The organism is Ensifer sp. R1-3 (assembly GCF_056739175.1).
Map to the genome: position 1 here is coordinate 725,807 of NZ_CP096516.1, position 19,237 is coordinate 745,043.

Annotated in this window: 15 protein-coding genes; 9 read left to right on the top strand and 6 right to left on the bottom strand. The window is 60.9% G+C overall.

What is annotated here, in order from left to right:
• Positions 1-184 precede the first annotated feature (184 nt).
• Entirely contained in the window at positions 185-1,423 is a 1,239-nt protein-coding gene (locus tag M1D43_RS20775) for an extracellular solute-binding protein (protein ID WP_003536038.1), read from the bottom strand.
• Between the two features lie 224 nt (positions 1,424-1,647).
• Between M1D43_RS20775 and M1D43_RS20780 the strand changes: the two genes are divergently transcribed.
• From M1D43_RS20780 to M1D43_RS20810, 7 genes are all read left to right on the top strand, one after another.
• Positions 1,648-2,877 (top strand): ROK family transcriptional regulator, encoded by a 1,230-nt coding sequence (locus tag M1D43_RS20780; protein ID WP_013850784.1) that lies wholly within the window; start codon positions 1,648-1,650, stop codon positions 2,875-2,877.
• Positions 2,878-3,084: 207 nt separating this feature from the next.
• Positions 3,085-3,984: a sulfate adenylyltransferase subunit CysD gene (cysD, locus tag M1D43_RS20785; protein ID WP_010967449.1), complete on the top strand. Its 900-nt coding sequence runs from the start codon at positions 3,085-3,087 to the stop codon at positions 3,982-3,984.
• Positions 3,984-5,885, top strand: a complete 1,902-nt coding sequence (nodQ, locus tag M1D43_RS20790) for a bifunctional sulfate adenylyltransferase/adenylyl-sulfate kinase NodQ (protein WP_003536044.1) — start codon at positions 3,984-3,986, stop codon at positions 5,883-5,885. Before cysD ends, nodQ begins: the two co-directional genes overlap by 1 nt.
• Complete coding sequence (gene cysQ / locus M1D43_RS20795) at positions 5,882-6,721, top strand: 3'(2'),5'-bisphosphate nucleotidase CysQ (protein ID WP_014527278.1); 840 nt, start codon at positions 5,882-5,884, stop codon at positions 6,719-6,721. Before nodQ ends, cysQ begins: the two co-directional genes overlap by 4 nt.
• 46 nt (positions 6,722-6,767) lie before the next feature.
• Complete coding sequence (locus M1D43_RS20800) at positions 6,768-7,508, top strand: PHP domain-containing protein (protein WP_498814494.1); 741 nt, start codon at positions 6,768-6,770, stop codon at positions 7,506-7,508.
• Positions 7,505-8,497 (top strand): ATP-grasp domain-containing protein, encoded by a 993-nt coding sequence (locus tag M1D43_RS20805; RefSeq protein WP_003536050.1) that lies wholly within the window; start codon positions 7,505-7,507, stop codon positions 8,495-8,497. The genes M1D43_RS20800 and M1D43_RS20805 overlap by 4 nt, the downstream gene beginning before the upstream one ends.
• A 5-nt stretch (positions 8,498-8,502) precedes the next feature.
• Positions 8,503-9,438 (top strand): NAD-dependent epimerase/dehydratase family protein, encoded by a 936-nt coding sequence (locus tag M1D43_RS20810; RefSeq protein WP_014527276.1) that lies wholly within the window; start codon positions 8,503-8,505, stop codon positions 9,436-9,438.
• Positions 9,439-9,523: 85 nt separating this feature from the next.
• Here M1D43_RS20810 and M1D43_RS20815 read toward each other — a convergent pair whose 3' ends face one another.
• From M1D43_RS20815 to M1D43_RS20835, 5 genes are all read right to left on the bottom strand, one after another.
• Positions 9,524-10,687, bottom strand: a complete 1,164-nt coding sequence (locus M1D43_RS20815; RefSeq protein WP_010975596.1) for a calcium-binding protein — start codon at positions 10,685-10,687, stop codon at positions 9,524-9,526.
• Positions 10,688-10,924: 237 nt separating this feature from the next.
• On the bottom strand, positions 10,925-12,034 hold the full coding sequence (locus tag M1D43_RS20820) for a glycosyltransferase family 4 protein (RefSeq protein ID WP_014527274.1): 1,110 nt from the start codon (positions 12,032-12,034) through the stop codon (positions 10,925-10,927).
• A gap of 68 nt (positions 12,035-12,102) precedes the next feature.
• Positions 12,103-13,329, bottom strand: coding sequence for a glycosyltransferase family 4 protein (locus M1D43_RS20825; protein ID WP_014527273.1), 1,227 nt, complete (start codon positions 13,327-13,329; stop codon positions 12,103-12,105).
• 184 nt (positions 13,330-13,513) lie between these two features.
• Positions 13,514-15,613: a polysaccharide biosynthesis protein gene (locus M1D43_RS20830; protein WP_014527272.1), complete on the bottom strand. Its 2,100-nt coding sequence runs from the start codon at positions 15,611-15,613 to the stop codon at positions 13,514-13,516.
• Between the two features lie 381 nt (positions 15,614-15,994).
• Entirely contained in the window at positions 15,995-16,933 is a 939-nt protein-coding gene (locus M1D43_RS20835; RefSeq protein ID WP_010975600.1) for a methionyl-tRNA formyltransferase, read from the bottom strand.
• 423 nt (positions 16,934-17,356) lie between these two features.
• On the opposite strand from M1D43_RS20835, the gene M1D43_RS20840 reads away from it, so the two are divergent.
• Positions 17,357-18,229 (top strand): hypothetical protein, encoded by an 873-nt coding sequence (locus tag M1D43_RS20840; protein ID WP_014530492.1) that lies wholly within the window; start codon positions 17,357-17,359, stop codon positions 18,227-18,229.
• Positions 18,230-18,296: 67 nt separating this feature from the next.
• Entirely contained in the window at positions 18,297-19,235 is a 939-nt protein-coding gene (locus M1D43_RS20845) for a sulfotransferase family protein (RefSeq protein WP_017267243.1), read from the top strand.
• Positions 19,236-19,237: the final 2 nt, after the last annotated feature.

Sequence of the window (19,237 nt, forward strand, 5' to 3'; positions counted from 1 at the left end):
TGCCTGTCACAGGAAACCAGCCAGCCCAAGTCCTTGGGCTGGAAAGCTCCCTTCCGCGCCGCAGACGCGGCGCTGCTGGATCCCTGTGACAAGCACAGGGATGAGGGAGGGAACGCGCCGCACCGACCAAGCGCGGGGACGCAGTGCCGGACGGTGAGCCCGTCCGGTACGGACCCGACCCGTCTTAGAGACCGCTATTCTCGGCGGCACTCTTCAAGGCATCTTCCGCAGAAGACTGGCCGAGCAGTGCTTCCTGGATCGCCTGCTGCAGGGCGGTCGAAAGCTCCTGATATTTCGGCGTCGTCGGGCGCGGATACATGGCGGCAAGTCCACGCTTGGCGGCGGCGATCAGCTCCTCCTGGCCCTTCGTCACATTCGGGTCCTCATAGGAAGAGGCCCAGATCGGGAGGCTCAGCTTGGCATAGGCGTTCTGCGTCTCCTGCGAGGTCATATGGACGATATATTTCCAGGCCTCTTCAGGGTGCTTGCTGGTCGCGGTGATGCCGAGCCCCATGGAGCCGTTGACGGCCGAAACCTCGCTCTTGCCGGCAGCGCCCGGAGCCGGAACGACGCCGACCTTGCCGGCCACCTTGCTCTCCTTGGGATCGTTGGCGAGATTGTACATGTAGGTCCAATTGAGCGCGAAGGCGGCTTCGCCGTTCTGGAAAACCTTCCGTACATCCTCTTCGAGGAATTCCTTCGAGTTCGGGTTGGTGAGCCCCGATGTGTAGCTCGTCACCATGTAGTTCAGCGCGTCGAGCCCGCCGCCGGTCGTGAAGGCCGGCTTGCCGCCGTCAAGAAATTTGCCGCCATACGCGCTGACCAGCGTCGTGTAGTCGCAGATCGCCGCTTCCGCCTGAGACCAACTCCAGGCGATCGGGCTTTCGAGCAACCCCTTGTCCTTGATCGCCTTGGCCTGCTCGGCAAGTTCCTCCCAGGTCTTCGGCGGTTGCTTGATACCGGCTTTCTCAAGGATTTCCTTGTTGTAGAAGAGATACTTCGTGTCGAGGATCCACGGCATTCCGTAACGTTTGCCGTCATATTCCACGGTCGTCCATGCTCCCGGCAGGACGCCTTTGTTCATCTCGTCCGTGACGCGGTCGGTCACGTCGAGGAGAACGTTGTTGGCCGCGTATTCGGCAGGCCAGATCACGTCGAAGAGGACGACGTCATAGCCGCCGCCGGAACCCTGGGCGAGCACCGTCTTGTCGTGCAGTCCCTCATAGGGAACGAATTCGAGATTGACCTTGATGTCCGGGTTGGCCTTGGCGAAAGCATCCGTCATAGCGCGGACATCGGCCTCGCTATAGGCGGCCTGCGCCATGAACAGCGCGTTCAGCGTCGTTTCAGCCTGAGCATGACCGGTGAAGCCGGCCCCGATGAGCGTCGCGCCGATCAAAGCGTTGCGGGTGGATTTCAACATTGTCGCCTCCAGTAGCTGACCGTTGCAGTCTTCGCGGCGCGCCTGGCGCGCGCCGAACAGGAATTCCGCCGCTTCTCGCGGCCGCCTTCGACAAATCAAACCGGAGCGTTCGCGGGCATTTCCGGGCCGCTTTCGTTCCCCCGAGGTTCTTCGACCTCTTATTAAGTCAATTGTCTTGACTTATTTCTTGTTCAATAGTCCAGATGTGTCAAGAGGGTTTGTTCATGAACGAGATCCGCCCGATCCGGGCCAAGAGCGGCACCAATCAGGAAGGCGCGAGCGCACACAACCGCCGTGTCATGATCGACGCTCTGCGGCTGAACGGGCATCTGTCGCGGGCCGATCTGGCGCGTGCGACCGCACTCACCAAGCAGGCCGTTTCCAACATCATCGAGGAGCTCGAGAATGACGGGCTCGTGGCGTCGCTTGCCGCGGTGCGCAAGGGGCGGGGACAGCCATCGACGCCCTATCGGCTGGTACCGGAAGGCGCCTTTGCCATCGGCCTTCAGATCGACCGGCACGTGACGCGCACGGTCGCCGTCGACCTGATCGGCACAGTCCTCGCCCGCAACGAGGTGATCCTGCCGGCCGGCGGTCCTGAGACGGGTGTCGAGGCCATACTCACCCTGATCGACGAAACACGGCAGGAACTTTCGGCCATCGCACCGCAATCCAGGGACCGTCTGGTGGGTCTGGGTGTGGCGATGCCGGGCCCGTTCGGCGTCGACGCCGACGCCGACGATCCCTGGATGATGGCTGCCTGGCAAAGCTTTCCCTTGCTTGAAAGGCTCGCGGCCGGGACTGGTCTCGACGTGCGCCTCCAGAACGACGCGGCGGCGGCCGCGACCGCGGAAAAGATGGTCGGCGCTGCCCATGGAGTCGACCACGCCCTCTGCGTCTATCTCGGTTACGGTCTTGGAGCGGGACTGATCCTCAATGGCGAACTCTATCGTGGCGCGCATGGCAATGCCGGCGAGATCGGCATGATTTTGAGCAGGCCGCGCGGCTGCTCCGACGACGGGAGGGCACCGCTGGAGCACCGGATATCGATCGCCTCGCTGTGCAAGGTTCTCGAGATCGATCCCGCCGATGGCGATCTCTACGGCCGCATCGACGCCGTCGCTCACTTGAAGGATCGTCGCGTAGCTGCCTGGATCGCCGACGCGGCGTTCGAATTGCGGGCGACGATCCAGTTGCTCGAAACGGTTTTCGATCCGCAGACGATCATTCTATGCGGCGGCATGCCATCCGGGCTCGCCCGCCTTCTCATGGACGCTCTCCACCCGCTGCTGCCGTCGATCGCCGAGCGGCGGCAACGCAGCGCGCCGCGGCTGCAACTGGGTTTCACGGACCCGTGGGCGGTTGCGATCGGTGCCGCGGCCGAGCCGATCAGCCGGACCTTCGATCCGCGCTTTTCAGCGATCCTAAAGACGCGGGCCGCGGGGCCGCCCTGAGCGCTAACGGCGTGGCGAATCGCTCGCGAAAATACGGATTGTTATTCTTACTTGAAATATTGCCGATATAGCGCTTAAATGCGCACCAGTCGGCAGGATCACATTTAACTGCTGCATGATTATTTGATTGCGTCTGCAACATTTCGCAGGCGGCTACATTTTTATTTGCATACCATTTTTATTATTTAAAATCAGAGGGATTGCGATATGTCTCTTCCCCATCTTCGGCGGCTTGAAGCCGAAGCGATCCATGTCATTCGAGAAGTTGTTGCGACATTCTCCAATCCGGTCGTGCTTTACTCGATCGGCAAAGACTCCTCGGTACTGCTGCACCTGGCGATGAAGGCGTTCTACCCCGCCAAGCCGCCATTTCCATTCCTGCATGTAGATACCAAATGGAAGTTCCGGGAGATGATCGAGTTTCGCGACCGGATGGCGCGAGAGCTCGGCTTCGATCTCCTCGTCCACGTCAATCAGGACGGGGTCGAGCAGGGCATCGGGCCATTCACGCACGGTTCCAACGTGCACACCCATGTCATGAAGACGATGGGGCTCCGGCAGGCGCTCGAGAAATACGGTTTCGACGCGGCGCTCGCAGGCGCGCGGCGCGACGAGGAGAAGTCGCGCGCCAAGGAACGCATCTTCTCGATTCGCAGCGCCCAGCACGGCTGGGATCCGCAGCGCCAGCGGCCCGAGATGTGGAAGACTTACAATACGCGGGTCGGACAAGGCGAGACGATGCGAGTCTTCCCGCTTTCCAACTGGACCGAATTCGACATCTGGCAGTACATCCTGCGCGAGGAAATTCCGATCGTGCCGCTTTATTTCGCGGCCAGGCGCCCGGTCGTCAAGCGAGAGGGTATGCTGATCATGGTCGACGACGACCGCATGCCCATCCAACCCGAAGAGGAGGTTACCGAACAGCTCGTGCGTTTCCGCACGCTTGGCTGCTATCCGCTGACCGGGGCGGTCGAGTCCGACGCTGTCACCGTTCCCGAGATATTGCGGGAAATGCTGACAGTGCGCACGTCCGAACGGCAGAGCCGGCTGATCGACACGGATGAAGTCGGGGCGATGGAGAAAAAGAAGCGGGAGGGCTACTTCTGATGTCGTATGTTCAATCTATACCGCCGCATGACATTGAAGCGCATCTGGCCGAGCACGACAACAAGTCGATCCTGAGATTCATCACTTGCGGCTCGGTCGACGACGGCAAATCGACCCTGATCGGGCGACTGCTTTACGATGCGAAGCTGGTCTTCGAAGACCAGCTCGCAAACCTCGGGCGTGTCGGCTCTCCCGGCGCCGCCAACGGCAAGGAGATCGATCTCGCCTTGCTTCTCGACGGGCTTGAGGCCGAGCGCGAGCAGGGCATCACCATCGACGTCGCCTATCGCTATTTCGCCACGTCCAAACGCAAGTTCATCGTCGCCGATACGCCTGGCCACGAGGAATATACGCGCAACATGGTGACCGGCGCTTCGACGGCGGATCTCGCCATCATCCTCATCGACAGCCGGCAGGGCATTCTCCAGCAGACCCGGCGCCACTCCTATATAGCCTCACTCCTCGGCATCCGCCATGTCGTGCTGGCCGTCAACAAGATCGATCTCGTCGATTTTCAACAACAGGTGTACGAGGAAATCGTCGCCGACTACATGGCTTTCGCCAAAGAGCTCGGTTTCGCCAGCATACGGCCAATCCCGATCTCGGCGCGAGACGGCGACAACGTCATCTCGGCTTCCGCCAATACCCCCTGGTACAGAGGGGCGGCGCTGCTCGAATATCTGGAAACGGTCGAACTCGATCCGACGGACCAGGCAAAGCCTTTCCGCTTCCCGGTTCAGATGGTCATGCGGCCGAACGCGGATTTTCGCGGCTATGCCGGGCAGATCTCCTGCGGGAGGATTTCCGTGGGCGATCCGGTCGTCGTCGCGAAGACTGGGCAGCGGACATCGGTCAAGGCGATTGTGACCTATGACGGGGAGCTTGCGACGGCAGGGGAAGGCGAAGCGGTGACGCTGGTCCTCTCCGACGAGGTGGATGCGTCCCGCGGCAATATGCTCGTCGCCCCTGGTGCCCGGCCCTTCGTGGCGGACCAGTTCCAGGCGCATGTGATCTGGTTCGATGCGAACCCGATGATGCCGGGACGAAGCTACATCCTGCGCACGGAGACCGACAGCGTCAGCGCGACGGTCACCACGCTCAAGCACCAGGTCAACATCAACAGCTTCATCCGTGAGGCGGCGAAGTCGCTGCAGATGAATGAAGTGGGTGTCTGCAACATCTCGACACAGGCGCCGATCGCCTTCGACGCCTACAAGGACAACCGGGCGACGGGCAATTTCATCATCGTCGACCGGGTGACGAATGCCACGGTTGGTGCGGGGTTGATCGATTTTCCGCTCCGGCGCGCAGACAACGTCCACTGGCATGCGCTCGAGGTGAACAAGAGCGCGCGCAGCGCCATGAAAAATCAACTCCCTGCCGTTCTCTGGTTCACCGGGCTTTCCGGCTCCGGAAAATCGACCATCGCTAACGAGCTCGACAGGATCCTCCACGCTCAGGGCAAGCATACCTACCTGCTCGACGGCGACAATGTGCGTCACGGCCTCAACCGGGACCTCGGCTTTACCGAGGAGGACCGGGTAGAGAACATCCGCCGCGTGGCGGAGGTGGCCAAGCTCATGGCCGATGCCGGTCTGATCGTTCTCGTCTCCTTCATCTCGCCGTTCCGCGACGAGCGGCGGATGGCGCGGGAACTGATGGAGGAGGGCGAGTTCATCGAGATATTCGTCGACACGCCGCTCGACGAGTGTGCGCGCCGCGATCCGAAGGGTCTCTACGAGAAGGCGCTCGCCGGCAAGATCGCGAACTTCACCGGTGTATCCTCGCCCTATGAGGCCCCGGAAAACCCGGAACTCCATATACGCACCGTCGGCCATGAACCGACCGACCTGGCGCTCGCGATCGAGGAATTCCTTGACCGCAGGATGGAGGACAAATGACGCCCCTTTGCGAAATGCTGGAGCGCATAGCGCTCGATGCGGGTGCGGCAATTCTTGAGGTCTACGACGCCGGTCCCCAAGTCTGCTACAAGGACGATCACTCGCCCGTCACCGAAGCCGACGAGCGGGCCGAAGCGATCATTCTCGAGAGACTTGCGGCGGCGTTTCCGCAGATTCCCGTGGTTGCCGAGGAGTCTGTTTCCTCGGGCCGCGTTCCGGATATCAGCGGCGGCACGTTCTTTCTCGTCGATCCGCTCGACGGCACGAAGGAGTTCATCAATCGTCGAAACGACTTCACCGTCAACATTGCCCTCATCGAGGGCAATGTGCCGGTTGCCGGCATCGTCTATGCGCCCGCGCAGCGCTGCGCCTATGTCGCCGACGGCGGCAGGGCGGAAAAGCTTCTGCTCGATCCGGCATGGGCACTCGAACACCGGCAGGCGATCCGCGTGCGGGTGCGGGGTGCGGAACTGACCGCGGTTGCCAGCCGCTCGCACAACAGTTCCGAGACCGAGGCCTTCCTCACCGGCCACGGCGTCATGAACTACGCTTCCGTGGGCTCGTCGCTGAAATTCTGCCTGCTGGCGGAAGGGAAGGCGGACGTCTATCCGCGGTTCGGCCGCACCATGGAATGGGATACGGCCGCCGGCGACGCGGTGCTGAAAGCTGCCGGCGGATCGGTCGTCCGCTTGGACGGCTCGCGCCTCATCTACGGCAAGACGGTGCAGGAGGAGGACAGCGCCTTCGCAAACCCGCACTTCATCGCCTGGGCGGATATGTCCTTGCTCCACCTGTCCGGTGCCGAGGGTCTTCAGCCGGCTTACGCGCTGTCGTGAACAGCGCGATGTCCGCCGCAGTGTTTGTCAAAGGGCCGAGTGACGCATGAATGGACAGGAGAAGATACGTGCTGGCAGGCCTGTGTTCTGCCGCTATCGGGACATCAGCCGAGAGCAACTGAACGTGGAGTTCCAGGTTCACACGAGTTGGACCGACGGGCAGGCGACTGCGCTTGAAATCCTGCAAACGGCCAGTGAACGCGGTCTCGCAGAGCTGGCTTTCACGGAGCACGTACGCGAAGACACGTCATGGTTTCTTGAGTTCAGAGACGAGATCCGCTCCGCTGCGCGTGGTTTTGATCATATGAGCGTCTATGTCGGCTGCGAGACGAAAGCGATGGATGACGACGGCAGGCTGGATGTGTCGCAGGACGTGCTGGACGGATGCGATATCGTTCTCGGCGTCGTTCACAGGCTCCCGGACGGACGCGGCGGCTATCTGGATTTCAAGCGGCTTTCCTATGAAGAGACCGCCGGGATCGAGTTTCGCCTGTCGATGGGAATGGTCAAAAACGCGCCCATCGACGTCCTGGCGCATCCGGGCGGCATGAGCCTGAGGCGGCACGGGCGTTTTCCGGAAACCTATTTCAGGGACTTGATGAGAGCGACGCTCGAACGGCGGATCGCGATCGAGATCAACTCCTCCTACCTCGTCGACATGCCGGCGTTTCTGGCCCTGTGCGAGGAGGTCAATCCGTTCGTTTCGATCGGTTCCGATGCGCACCGGTTGAGCGAACTGGGCCATTGCAGAGATCAGCTAATCGAATTGGGAGCAGGGCGGTCATGAAGGTCTTTATCACCGGGGCAGGTGCCCTGCTCGGGCAAGGCATCATTCGCGCTCTACGGCGCTCGACCTTGAACGCGAGGATAATCGTGGGAGACCCAAGTCCGCTCTCGGCCGGGCTTTACTGGGGGGATGCCGCCTATCTCGTGCCGATGGCCAAGGACCCTTCATATCTGGACCGGCTTGGCGAACTCCTGCATGCCGAACGGCCCGACATCCTCATTCCGGGAACCGACGTGGAACTTCCGATCCTCGCGGCGAACAGGGACGCGATCGAGAGAACCTACGGAACCAAGGTGATCATCAGTTCGCCGCGGGTGGTGTCGATCGCCAACGACAAGTGGCTGACCTCCGAGTTCTTTCGCGAGCGCGGCCTGGGATATGTTCCCTCCTGTCTGCCGGGCGATGAAGACGCTCTGATTCAGGAATGCGGATTTCCGCTCGTCATCAAACCGAGAGTCGGGGCACGTTCGATCGGCTTCAGCGTCGTTCGCAACCGCGAGCAGTTGGCGCGCGCAATTGAGGAGCAGCCCGGGATCGTGATCCAGAAACATGTCGGCTCCGAAACGAGCGAGTACACCGCCGGCACGCTGACCTTCAACGGGAAGTGCCGTGCGACGATCGTCATGCGCCGGGACCTTCGGGACGGCAATACCTACAGGGCATTTGCAGAGCCTTTCCCCGCACTGAACAAGGCCATGGCAGAAGCTGCCGATGCCCTCGGTGCCTATGGTCCGGCGAACTTCCAGTTCCGTCTGGACGACGGTGTCCCCCGCATCTTCGAGATCAATGCGCGGTTCTCCGGAACCACGGCGGTCAGGATCCATGCGGGCTTCAACGAGGTGGAGATGTGCATCCGCCATCTTCTCTTCGACGAGCCGATCGAGCAGCCGCAGATCACGCCGGTGACGATATTGCGGCACTGGTCTGAAACCGTGGTGAGCCCCGGCGACCTGGTCACTGCGCCCGCGAAACTCGACGAGACGGTGTGAGGAAGATGCGGCTGGTGGTTACCGGCGCGACCGGCTTCATCGGTGCCAGATTGATCGATCGTGCCCTGTCGAGAGGGTACGAGGTCACTGCACTTGCGCGCGATCCGGAGCGGGCCGCAGCCAGAATCGGCGCGCGTCTCGGCGTCGAGAAATGGTCGATCGGCGATCCTCTCCCGCCGCTAGGTCAATCCGATGCCGTTCTTCATCTTGCCGCCTACATTCCCGCCGATCTCAGCGATGCGCGTCAGGCCGCCCGATGCTTCGAGATCAACACGAACGGGGCCATCCAGATCGCGATGGAAGCGGCATCGCAGGGCGTGAAGCGTTTTGTCCTGTTCGGATCCGCGCAGGTCTATGCTCCCGGCACGGAGCCCGCTTCGGAAGCGAGCCCGGCCTATCCCGTGCACCGGGCGAGCTACTATCTGGCGAGCAAGCTCGCGGCCGAAATCTGTCTGCTGGCCTTCGGCAAATCCAGCGCCATGCCGGTCACGGTGCTCCGCCTCGCATCGGTGTACGGTCCCGGCATGCACGATACCGGAATGGTGCCCACCTTCGTACGAACGCTCGGAAGCGGTCGTTCCCTCGTCATTCAGGAGGGGGGGCGATACAGTGTCGACCTCGTCTATGTCGACGATGTCGTGACGCTGGCGCTGCAGGCGGTGGAGACGGCCGAAGGCGGCGTGTTCAATGCGGGGAGCGGGCGTGCTTGCACGTCGCTGGAAGCCGCCCAGATCGTCGCCGATGCAGTCGGGGCAGAACGGCACCTCATTGCCGTGGAGGGCGACAGCACCGATGCGGCGCCGCGCGGCTTCAGGGCCCTCGACGTTTCCAAGGCCGCAAACGAACTGAACTACGCGCCGCTCTCCTTCCGGGAAGGTATCGAAGCATGGAAATCGATGACGGGCCTGACGGACTTTCAGGACGGGAGCGTGAACGCGTAGTAGCCTTCGAAACAGGCAATTGGTTCGAAGCGCAGCGCAGCGCGTCCATAGACGCGCTGCGCTGCGCCGACGCTTCCTTCACCGATCAGGCGAAAAGGAAATCGCTGCTCGAAAAGTTCGCGGCGCTAAGGGTGCCGTTGGGATCGTCCAGCAGAATGGAGAAGGCTTTGCCGGAGGAGTCGTAGCCTTTTACCAGCACGTCGCCGCCCGTGGCATCATAGGCGTAGACGGTGCCTGCAGCGCCTGAGCTGGAGTATTGCTTAATCCCGAGCTTCTCTATGACGAGGAAATCGACACCATCCTGGAAATCCATGACGGTATCCTGACCACTGAGCACCGGGGCACCTTTGAAGACGAAACGATCGGAATCGGCTCCGCCCCATAGGATATCGGTTCCCGCCTCGCCGATGAGGACGTCCCGGCCGGCGTCGCCGCGCAGGGTATCGTTGCCGTCGCCGCCGAAAATGCGATCGTAGTTGTTGCCGCCGCTCAAGGAATCGTTGCCGGCTTCGCCGTACAGCATGTCGTCGCCGTCATCCCCGAAGACCCGATCGTCGCCGGCACCGACGACGATCTTGTCATTGCCGGTGCCGCCGTGGGCCTCGTCGATGCCGCCTTCGGAGTCCAGCACGTCATTGCCGTCGCCGCCGTCCAGATAGTTGTTCCCGTCGCCGCCATCGACAATGTCGTTGCCGATGCCGCCATAGACCCAATCGTTGCCGGATTGGCCCTTGAGAGCGTCATTTCCTTCTTCACCATATATCTTGTCGTGGCCGGCGCCTCCGGCGACCGCCTGCTGCGTGACCTGCCCGGTTGCGGGATTTACCCGGTTGTTGAAGCCGTCGTCTCCCGAACCGGCATAGATGATGTCGTCGCCATCGCCTGCGTCGATGTATTCTTCGCCTGCGCCGCCAAAAATCTTGTCGTGGCCCCGGCCGCCCAGGATCTGGTCATGGCCGTCGCCGCCATCGAGAATGTCGCTGCCGTCGCCACCGTCTAAGATGTCGTTCCCTAATCCGCCCTTCAGCGTGTCGTGCCCAAGGCCGCCGTCGAACCTGTCGTTACCCGTGCCGCCTTCGGCATAGTCGTCGCCGAGACCGCCGACGATGAAGTCGTTGCCATCGCCGCCAAAAAGCTTGTCATTGCCCTCGGCGCCGTCGAGATAATCGTCGCCCGCGTACCCCCAAAGCTCATCGTCGCTCAGAGCGCCGCGGATCGTGTCGGAAAGATTGGTTCCCTTCAGAATCATTTTGATTTCCTCTAGCTGTGGGCCGGAGGGCGGGTAAATTGAGAATAGGGCGCAAAGTGATCCTCAGCCTATAGTCGCTTGCCGCCACCAGGAATTAACTCACTTTTTCAAATAAAGCTATATATACTACTTATCTTAGAAACCATCAATTACTTTCAACTGCACAGGAAGGTTTGGCGAAGTCACATTTGATTGTATGATGCTACCGTAAAGCACCATATGTTGGACAGGGTTGCATCAATTAGTTGTGGGCAATTCCTTCATTAAAGCCATTAGGAATTCTGAGTATTTGGTAGTCACTGCAGCAATCGCATACTCATTCTCGATGCGTTCCCGCGCCGTGCGCGCATAGCGCGCATACTCCGCCTCCGGCAGGTCGAGAAAGGCGCGCATTGCATCGGCGAGCGCTTGGGGATCGCGCGCTGGTACGGCGATACCGGCCTTTCCGGCGACCGCGGCTGCGTCACCGACATCCGTCGTGACGATCGGCTTGCCGAAACTCATGGCCTCCGCGATAACGTTCGGGAAACCTTCGGTCCGCGATGAGAGGACCAAGAGATCGATGCTTTGATAGAATGCAGGCATGTCGCTGATCTCCCCCCGGAGATCGACGGAGTGGGCCGGAAGACCGGCTTGTGTCATCAGCTCGATGACCGCCGGGTTGTCGCGGACGAGCCCGTTTCCGGCTGCGGAAAAGACCGCCTGCGGGTGGGTCTTCACCACCTGAGCGGCCGCCTTGAAGAAAGTTCCGTGATCTTTCTGTGGGTGGAATCGGCCTACAATACCGATTCGCCGGGCCGTTCGCGGTTCGGGGGCCGCAAGTTGCGGGAGGTCGAAGCCATTGGGAATGACGACCGCGTTCCGATTTGCATAACCGTATGCGCGATGCAGTTCGAGCGCGCGGGCGCTGTTGTAGATTATGCCCGCCGGCCGGTGCGATAACAGTTTCGCGGCCGCGATCGCGACGCGGGAACTGCGTGTAAGGGAAGCGGGATCGTCCAGGGATTGGCGCACGTTCCAGAAAACCGGCGCTCCATGCCGCGCCATGCCCGCCGCTAGAGTGCCGGCGACAATCGCATGGTACATCCAGCAGAGGATCACGTCGGGCTGCTCCTTCCGGATCAGCCGGGCAAGCCGCAGGACCGCGCCGGGAAGCGCCGTAAGCGAAGCCGCACCTAGCGAGACATAGGCGACCCTCGGATTGTCGGCGAGGCGGCGGTTCCGCTCGGAAACGCCGATGAGAGAGACTACGACGACGCGCTCGTCCGTCGCTCCGTGCAGCAGCCGTGCCAGCATCGTTTCGGCGCCGGCACTCGCGGTGAAATTGGTGATGACATGCATTATCATCGCGGTGCCCTATGTCTGCCGCCCCGGCGACGTTCTGCGTGGCTGATCTGCAGCACCATGAAAATCCCTCAATCGGCCAGGTGCATGCCGGCAAACAGCATCCTGTTGATCATGTGGACGTCAAACTTGGCTTCCGCGAGCTCTCGCGACCGCTTTCCGAGTTTCTCCGCCAGGTCCGGGTCCTGCGCAAAGGCGGCCATGGCGTCGGCGAGCGCGGCGACGTCGCGTGGCTTCACGATCATGCCGTTGGTTCCCGGCTGCACGGTGTCTCGACAGCCCGGCAAATCCGTCGTGATCACCGGCCGTCCCGTCGCTAGGGCCTCGAGAATGCTCCGCGGAATTCCTTCGCGGTAATAGGAAGGCAGAACGAAAACGTTGCACGCCGCGAGATAAGGCCGCACGTCCACTGTCGTGCCAAGGTAGTCGAGTATTCCCTCGCGCACCCAGCCATCGATTTCCTCGCGGGAAATCGCCGTCGGGTTGCTGTCGAAATGGCCGAGCAGCTGAAATCTGGCATGCGGGAAAGAGCGACGCACGATCCGTGCAGCTTCGACATATTCGAAGACGCCCTTGTCGCGCAGCAGCCGGGCGACCATCAGGAAAGTCGGCCCGCTGCGAGGCGGCTTCGAGAATTCGAAATGGTCGAGATCGACTCCCGATCCGGAGATCATAGTCGGCGAGAGGTCGCCCTGCAACATTCGGTAGCGGCGAAGGTCGTCGTCGTCCGCGTCGTTGTAGACGAAGACGACGCGGGCGCCCCGCAGCGCCGAACGGTATAGCCGGACGCACAGGTAGCGGATTGCCCGCGCCTTGAGCGAAGCACCGGCGGCCTCCGAAAATATATGGCCGAGCCCCGTCACGAGGAAGCAGCGCTCCTTTATGCCGAGCGTCCTGGCCGCGATCCCGGCATAGATGATCGGCTTCATGGTATAGGGAAGGACGATGTCCGGCTGGAGCCGGGCAAAGTGCCGCCGCAGCGTCCACAAGGTCCGCAGGTCCTCCAGCGGGTTGAGCCCGGTGCGCGCCATGGGGATCTGGATGAAGCGCACGCCGATGCGTGCAAGCTCCTGCTCGACGCGGGGGTCGTGTTCGGGTGCGAAGGCTATGACATCGTGCCCGGCGGCGACCAACCGCTTCAGCAGCTCGAGCCGAAAGATCACGAGAGATGCCGTCAGGCTGGCGACGACGGCAATAACGCGCTTCTGCCGAGACGGACGCGCCATTCCGCCGTGTTTTGCCGAACGGTCCGCAAAGTGCTCGGCTTCGGTGCGAGAAACCTTTTCAACAAGATTCACTGCTCGTCTCCCGGGATCGGCTCCACCGTCGAGCGGTGGTATTCAACGTTCAACTTCTCACTGCGTCGGCCGCATATGCGGGCCGCGCGGGGGGCGCCGACTGGTCTGCTGCAAGATCGGCGCGTGACACTGCTTCCGATCGGCGGGCTTTCGCAGGCCGCCGCACCGATCGTGTAGGTCGTCGTCACCTTCCGGGCAGGCGGAACTCCGCGCGGTAGCCGCGTGGTGATTTCGCTTCCTTGGCCTTGATCCGGCTCTTCGGCCGCAACGGCGTGCGTTTGCTCGCCGCCGCCATCTTGCGATCCGCCTCGTGCTCATATCGCGGAAGTAATTCGCGCATGACCGCCACGACGCTGGCCTCGTTCCCCCGTTCCGAATGGCGCTGCAGGCGCGCGAAAGCGTCCCTCAGCGTCGGCAGCGGAATGGGTTCAGGCACCGCTCCAAGGACGCCTGGCACCGGCGAACTCGTGCGCTTGTCGGTTTCGTCGAAAAGCTCCTCGAAGAGCTTTTCGCCCGGTCGGCAGCCGATGATCTTGATTTCGATCTCCTGGTCCGGCGTGAAGCCGGCAAGCCGGATCATCCGGCGGGCGATATCGATGATCTTGATCGGTTCACCCATGTCCAGCACGAAGATCTCGCCCTGGCCGAGCTGCTTTTCGAAGCCGTAGGCGGAAGCCTGGAGGGTGAGTTCCACCGCCTCGCGGATCGTCATGAAGAACCGAGTCATATTCGCATCTGTCACGGTCAGCGGGCCGCCCCGGGCCAATTGACGCTTGAAGAGCGGAATCAGCGAGCCGCTGGAACCCAGCACGTTGCCGAAGCGGACGGTCATGAAGCGCGGGCCGAGGCCCGTTTCGAGCCCGTTCAGGTCGAGCGCCTGACAGTAGAGCTCGGCAAGACGCTTCGTCGCGCCCATGACGCTCGTCGAGTTGACGACCTTGTCGGTCGACACCTGGACCATCGCGAGCGTGCCGTATTTCTTGGCGGCGTTGGCGACATTCATGGTGCCGACGACATTGGTGAGTACGCCCTCGCAAGGATTCATCTGGACCATCGGCACATGTTTCAAAGCCGCGGCGTGAAAGACGAGCTCAGGCCGATGCCGCTCGAATATCTCCTCGACCCGCTGACTGCGGCGGACGCTGCAAAGATAGCTCCACCGCGGAAGTTCGGGGAAGCTTTCCGTGAGCGTCATGTCGATTGCGTAGAGATTGTATTCCGTGTTGTCTATCAGGACGATCTCCGCCGGTTCGCAGGCGGCAACCTGGGCCGTCAACTCGCTTCCGATCGAGCCGCCGGCTCCGGTGATGAGCACCCGGCGCCCGCGAACGAGGCGACCGATCGCCTCCCGGTCGAGCGCTGCCTGCGGCCGTTCCAGGAGATCGGTCAGTTCGATCGAGCGCAGCTCGTAGGGGTTGTCGCCCTTGGCGCGCTTCAGCTCCGTCATCTGCGACAGGCGCGAAACGGCGATGCCCAGTCTTTCTGCGGATCTCAGCAGGCCGTCGGATGCCTCCTCGCCAAAGGCCGCAGGGGCTTCGGTGAAGACGATGTGACGCGGCTGCTTGCCCTGTTGCTGCAACTCTGCGACCACCCGCTCGAAGTCTTGAATACGGCCGGCGATCGGCACGCCACGCAGGCTCATTCCGGTTTGATCCTCACTCCTGTCGAGGCATGCGACGGGCGTATAGGTCGCGTTGGGATCGCGTGCGAGAGCCCGAAGATAAAGGTCGGCGGCATCGCTCGCGCCGATGAGCAGCAGCGGAATTCGGTTGTCGTCCTGCGCGTCCCTGCTGCGCCCGGATTTGAAAACCGGCCGCCTCAGAGCGAGTTCCTCGGCACGGAAGCTCAGCCGCGCAGCTGCCAGGAAGGCGATGAGCAGGAGCGACTGCATCGGAACGACGGTGCGCGGGATGTCGGTGAGCCTGGTCGAGAAAAACAGCAGCGAGACGAGCAGCAGCGAGGTCAGCAACACCGCTCGCAAAATGATGAAAAGGTCGGAAACGGAACCATATTTCCAATTTCGGCTGTAGAGGCCGGAGAGGGGGAAAACGAGTGCGCATATGGTGAGGTATTGCGCACCCGACCATAGCAGCACCGAGGCGGTCTCTGGTCGTGCGGAAAGTTCTTCGACGCCGTAGCGTAGCAATAATGCCATTGCGAGCGCGACGCCGACCGATGCCAGGTCGGTGAGATAGAGGGCAGGATATTTCTGAACGCTGCGGACCGCTCCCCTTATCCGCCTGAAGCCGATGTCGAGGGCGGCTCCGCAGATCGCCCAGAACATTCTGGCCGGTGCTCTGCTGCCCCCCTCTCTTCCCAAAATAGTCGGTAACGCCAGGAAATGATTACGAACTGCCTTCGCGGCGGCGTGTATACGCTGCATGACGGCCCCTTCCAATACTTTTAAGCCCTACAGCTCCGCCGAACGACGAACGCACGACCGCCAAAGCTCTTATGGTGGCTAAGAACAGTGCGTCTGTTGTGTGTCTATTCGACCGGCTCGAAAGGCTAGATAAAATGAATTCAACAAAAATAGGCGTTCGCGATCATTCCAACCGCAACGCAAAATTCCTTGGCATATTCGAATACCTTAATAAAAAAGCACGTCTTTAATGGGTTGTAAACAGATTTCCAGTATAGGCCCAATTATAGTTCTCTACTGTTCTTATGTGTTTTGCGCAGAAGCCTGGACCAGGTCAGACCCGCCGAGCTTGCCGTGATTCGGAGGCCGCCTGTCCGAGGCCCATGCCCATGCGTGTGCCTCGATGCATTCCCCGTCACCGCAAAGTACGATGAACCCGCGCTCCGTATGCGCCTGAATCTGGCCTTTCAGGCCGATATATTGCCTGGAATTCTCGACCGGGGTTGCCGCATCAATGCGTATTTTCTGGCCTTTGTAGAAGGTAAAGGCGCCCGGATAGGGATCTCCGGCCGCGCGGATCAGCCGCAAGATGGATGCGGCCGGGTCATGCCAATCGATCCGGCCGTCTTCCGCGGTGCGCTTCGCGCAATAGCTCGCCTCCGCCTCGTTCTGTTCCATACGGGCCGCGCTTCCCGCTTCGACCTGTGCCGCCGCCTCGACTACCATCTCAGCCAGGTTTTCGGTGTGCTTTGTATAAAGACTGCGCGCTGTCTCGTCCGGGGCAACGGGAAATTGCCTCTGTAACAGGATCGGTCCCGAGTCGATGCCGTCGTCCAGCCAGAAAAGGGTCGAGCCAGTTCGTTCTTCACCCCGGAGGATAGTCCATGGGATGACGCCGCGGCCCCGCAGACGCGGCAAGGCTGCCGGATGAAAACCAACAGTGCCCGCGCGCGCGATCTCCCGGAACGCCTGCCGGCAGACCTGCGACCAGCCTATGACGAGTGACAAATCCGGGGTGGCTGCTGCAACGGCCTCCAGCGTCGCCTGGGAATTTATGTCCGTCGTGTGATGGATCGCGCTTCCGGCCGCCCGGCCGATTTCCCCGAGGCCCACGAAATCGGAATGGCGCCCGGCTGCTTCGGGCGGCAGCGTTATTACAAGCACCGGAGTGCGCTTTGCCCTTATCAGCGCGTCCAAGGCGATTTTGGAACTCTCGACGGCGCCGACGAATACGATGCGCATGGTCACACCATAAAGCTGAATGTGAAATGACTGACTGCCGGCGAGCCGACGGCATATAAATGTAAGAACAATATCCGCCTATCGAACACAACTAAGGTGCGGAAGTCCAGTGCGGGATGAGGAAAACTGCGTGGGATTTCCGGGCCGCATTCCGGTCACGTCGTGTTCTAGGTCGACCCGGCCTAAAATCATCGTGATCTAACGCCGAAATACGGCACCACCAGCTAACGTTGCAAATTGATGCGCCTCGGAAATTATGATACGTCTTGCCTGAGCGGATGATGCCGCCAGTCATTAGATTAGATTTTTGAATAGTAACAACGCATAATAAGACGCCACGTCGTGGCAATTTTTAAGAGGGCGACTCCCGCCCTGCAACGGAACGGTATCTTAAGTTCTGAAAAAATTTTCGCTTTTGGTTGAATGGATACGGATTCTCGCGCCATGACCGTAAGTGCCAAGAAATTTTATTCATTGAGTTCAAGCACGATTGACCTGGTATCGGAATCAGCTTTTTTCGCCCGGTTGAAGATGCGCAATGGCACCTTCAAACTGACTCAGCCGTCCCGATTTCGAGAGCTTGAGGTCGCGTTCCGGCCGTTGATCGCGGAGCGAGCGGCATCCCTCCATGACATCCTGGATGTGGGCGTCTCCACCGGATTGACGACGGTGGAACTGTCCAAGTTCCTCGAAAGTTGCGGCGCCACGGTCCACATTACAGCGACCGATCTCTTCGTAGAGGCCCACATCGTCGAATTTGCTCCCTGGGTCACGGTCTTTTGCGATCCGGAAGGCTGGCCGCTACAATATGATCTGCGCGGCGTCGCTGTTCGTCCCTGGATCAGAAGGCTGGACTATGTGACGCTCGCATTTGCCCCGCTCCTGTTGGCGCGTGTCCTGTTGCAGCCGCGGCTGCGCGCCCGTGTACGGGCAGGCAAGAGCAGGCAGGTGCAGATGATCACGCGATCCTTACCCGAGAACGGCAAAATAAACTTCGTCGAAGACGATATTATGAGCCGGTCGCAGCACCTGGCCGGCCGGTTCGATCTCGTGAGAGCCGCAAACATTTTAAATACGAACTACTTCTCGCTGGACCAGATCCGGACCGCAATCGAGAACATCCACTCCTATCTCCGCGGCCCGGGCGCCTTGGTCGTGGTGACCCGTACGAACCGCGCGCAGGAAAACGCCGGAACCTTGTTCGAGCTCAAGGAGGACGGTTCGTTCGCCGCGTTGGAGCGCGTCGGGGGCGGATCGGAAATCGAAAAGCTTCTGCTGGATTTCCGTGCATCGTGAGGCGGAGCCATACACGGCCGGAATGGAACGTCGCGGTCTCCCGAAGCGGAAATCAAACTTCTAGAGAATGGAAGGCTTCATGATGCCCTCGCAACCAGTTCGCATCGCTTATATCGCAGGTTACGGACGCAGCGGGTCGACCATACTCGACATTGCGCTGGGGCAGCATGCTGCCGTGGTGGGAGCCGGAGAGATAACGTCGCTCACACGTCACGTCTGGCGTCACAACGAATATTGTGCATGCGGCAATGCAATTCGCGATTGCTCCTTCTGGAGCTCGGTCCGCCGGGATTGGTCCGAGGGCCAGGATCCCGGGCTGATGGAGGAGTATTGCGCTCTTCAGCAAAAGTTCGAAGGGCTGTCGATGATGACGAGACTGCTCAGCGGCATGGGTCTCGGAAAACAATTTTCTCTGTATATACTTCATACGAAGCGCCTGTTCAGCGCAATGCAGTCATGTTCGGGCCGACAGGTGATCGTCGATTCCTCGAAGCTGCCGGGAAGAGCGATGGCCGTTGCGCAGATACCCGGGATCGACATGCGGGTCATTCATCTGGTGCGTGACGGGCGCGGTGTAGCCTGGTCGTTGCTGAAGGGTTACGAGCGCGACGCCAAATCGGGCTTGCAGAAGGAAATCAAGCCGAAATCGGTATTCAGGACAGCCTTGCGCTGGAGCATGGTCAATCTTGCGGTCGAATATCTCTCGCGAAAATTGGGCTCTGAAAAGGTCATGCGTGTCAGATACGAGGATTTCGCCTCTGATCCTGTTGCCGTTATGCAGCAAATCGGGACGTTCCTCGAGCTTGATCTGAGTCAGGTGGGTACATCGCTGCAGAATGGCGAGGCCATGGGGCCGGGACATCAGGTGGCTGGCAATCGGCTGCGCATGAACGCATCGATCGCGCTCAACAAGGACGAAACGTGGCGAACACGGATGCCGGCCCGTCAGCAGGTTTCCTTCCAGCGGCTGGGCGGCTGGATGCTCCGACGCTACGGCTATCTGTGAAG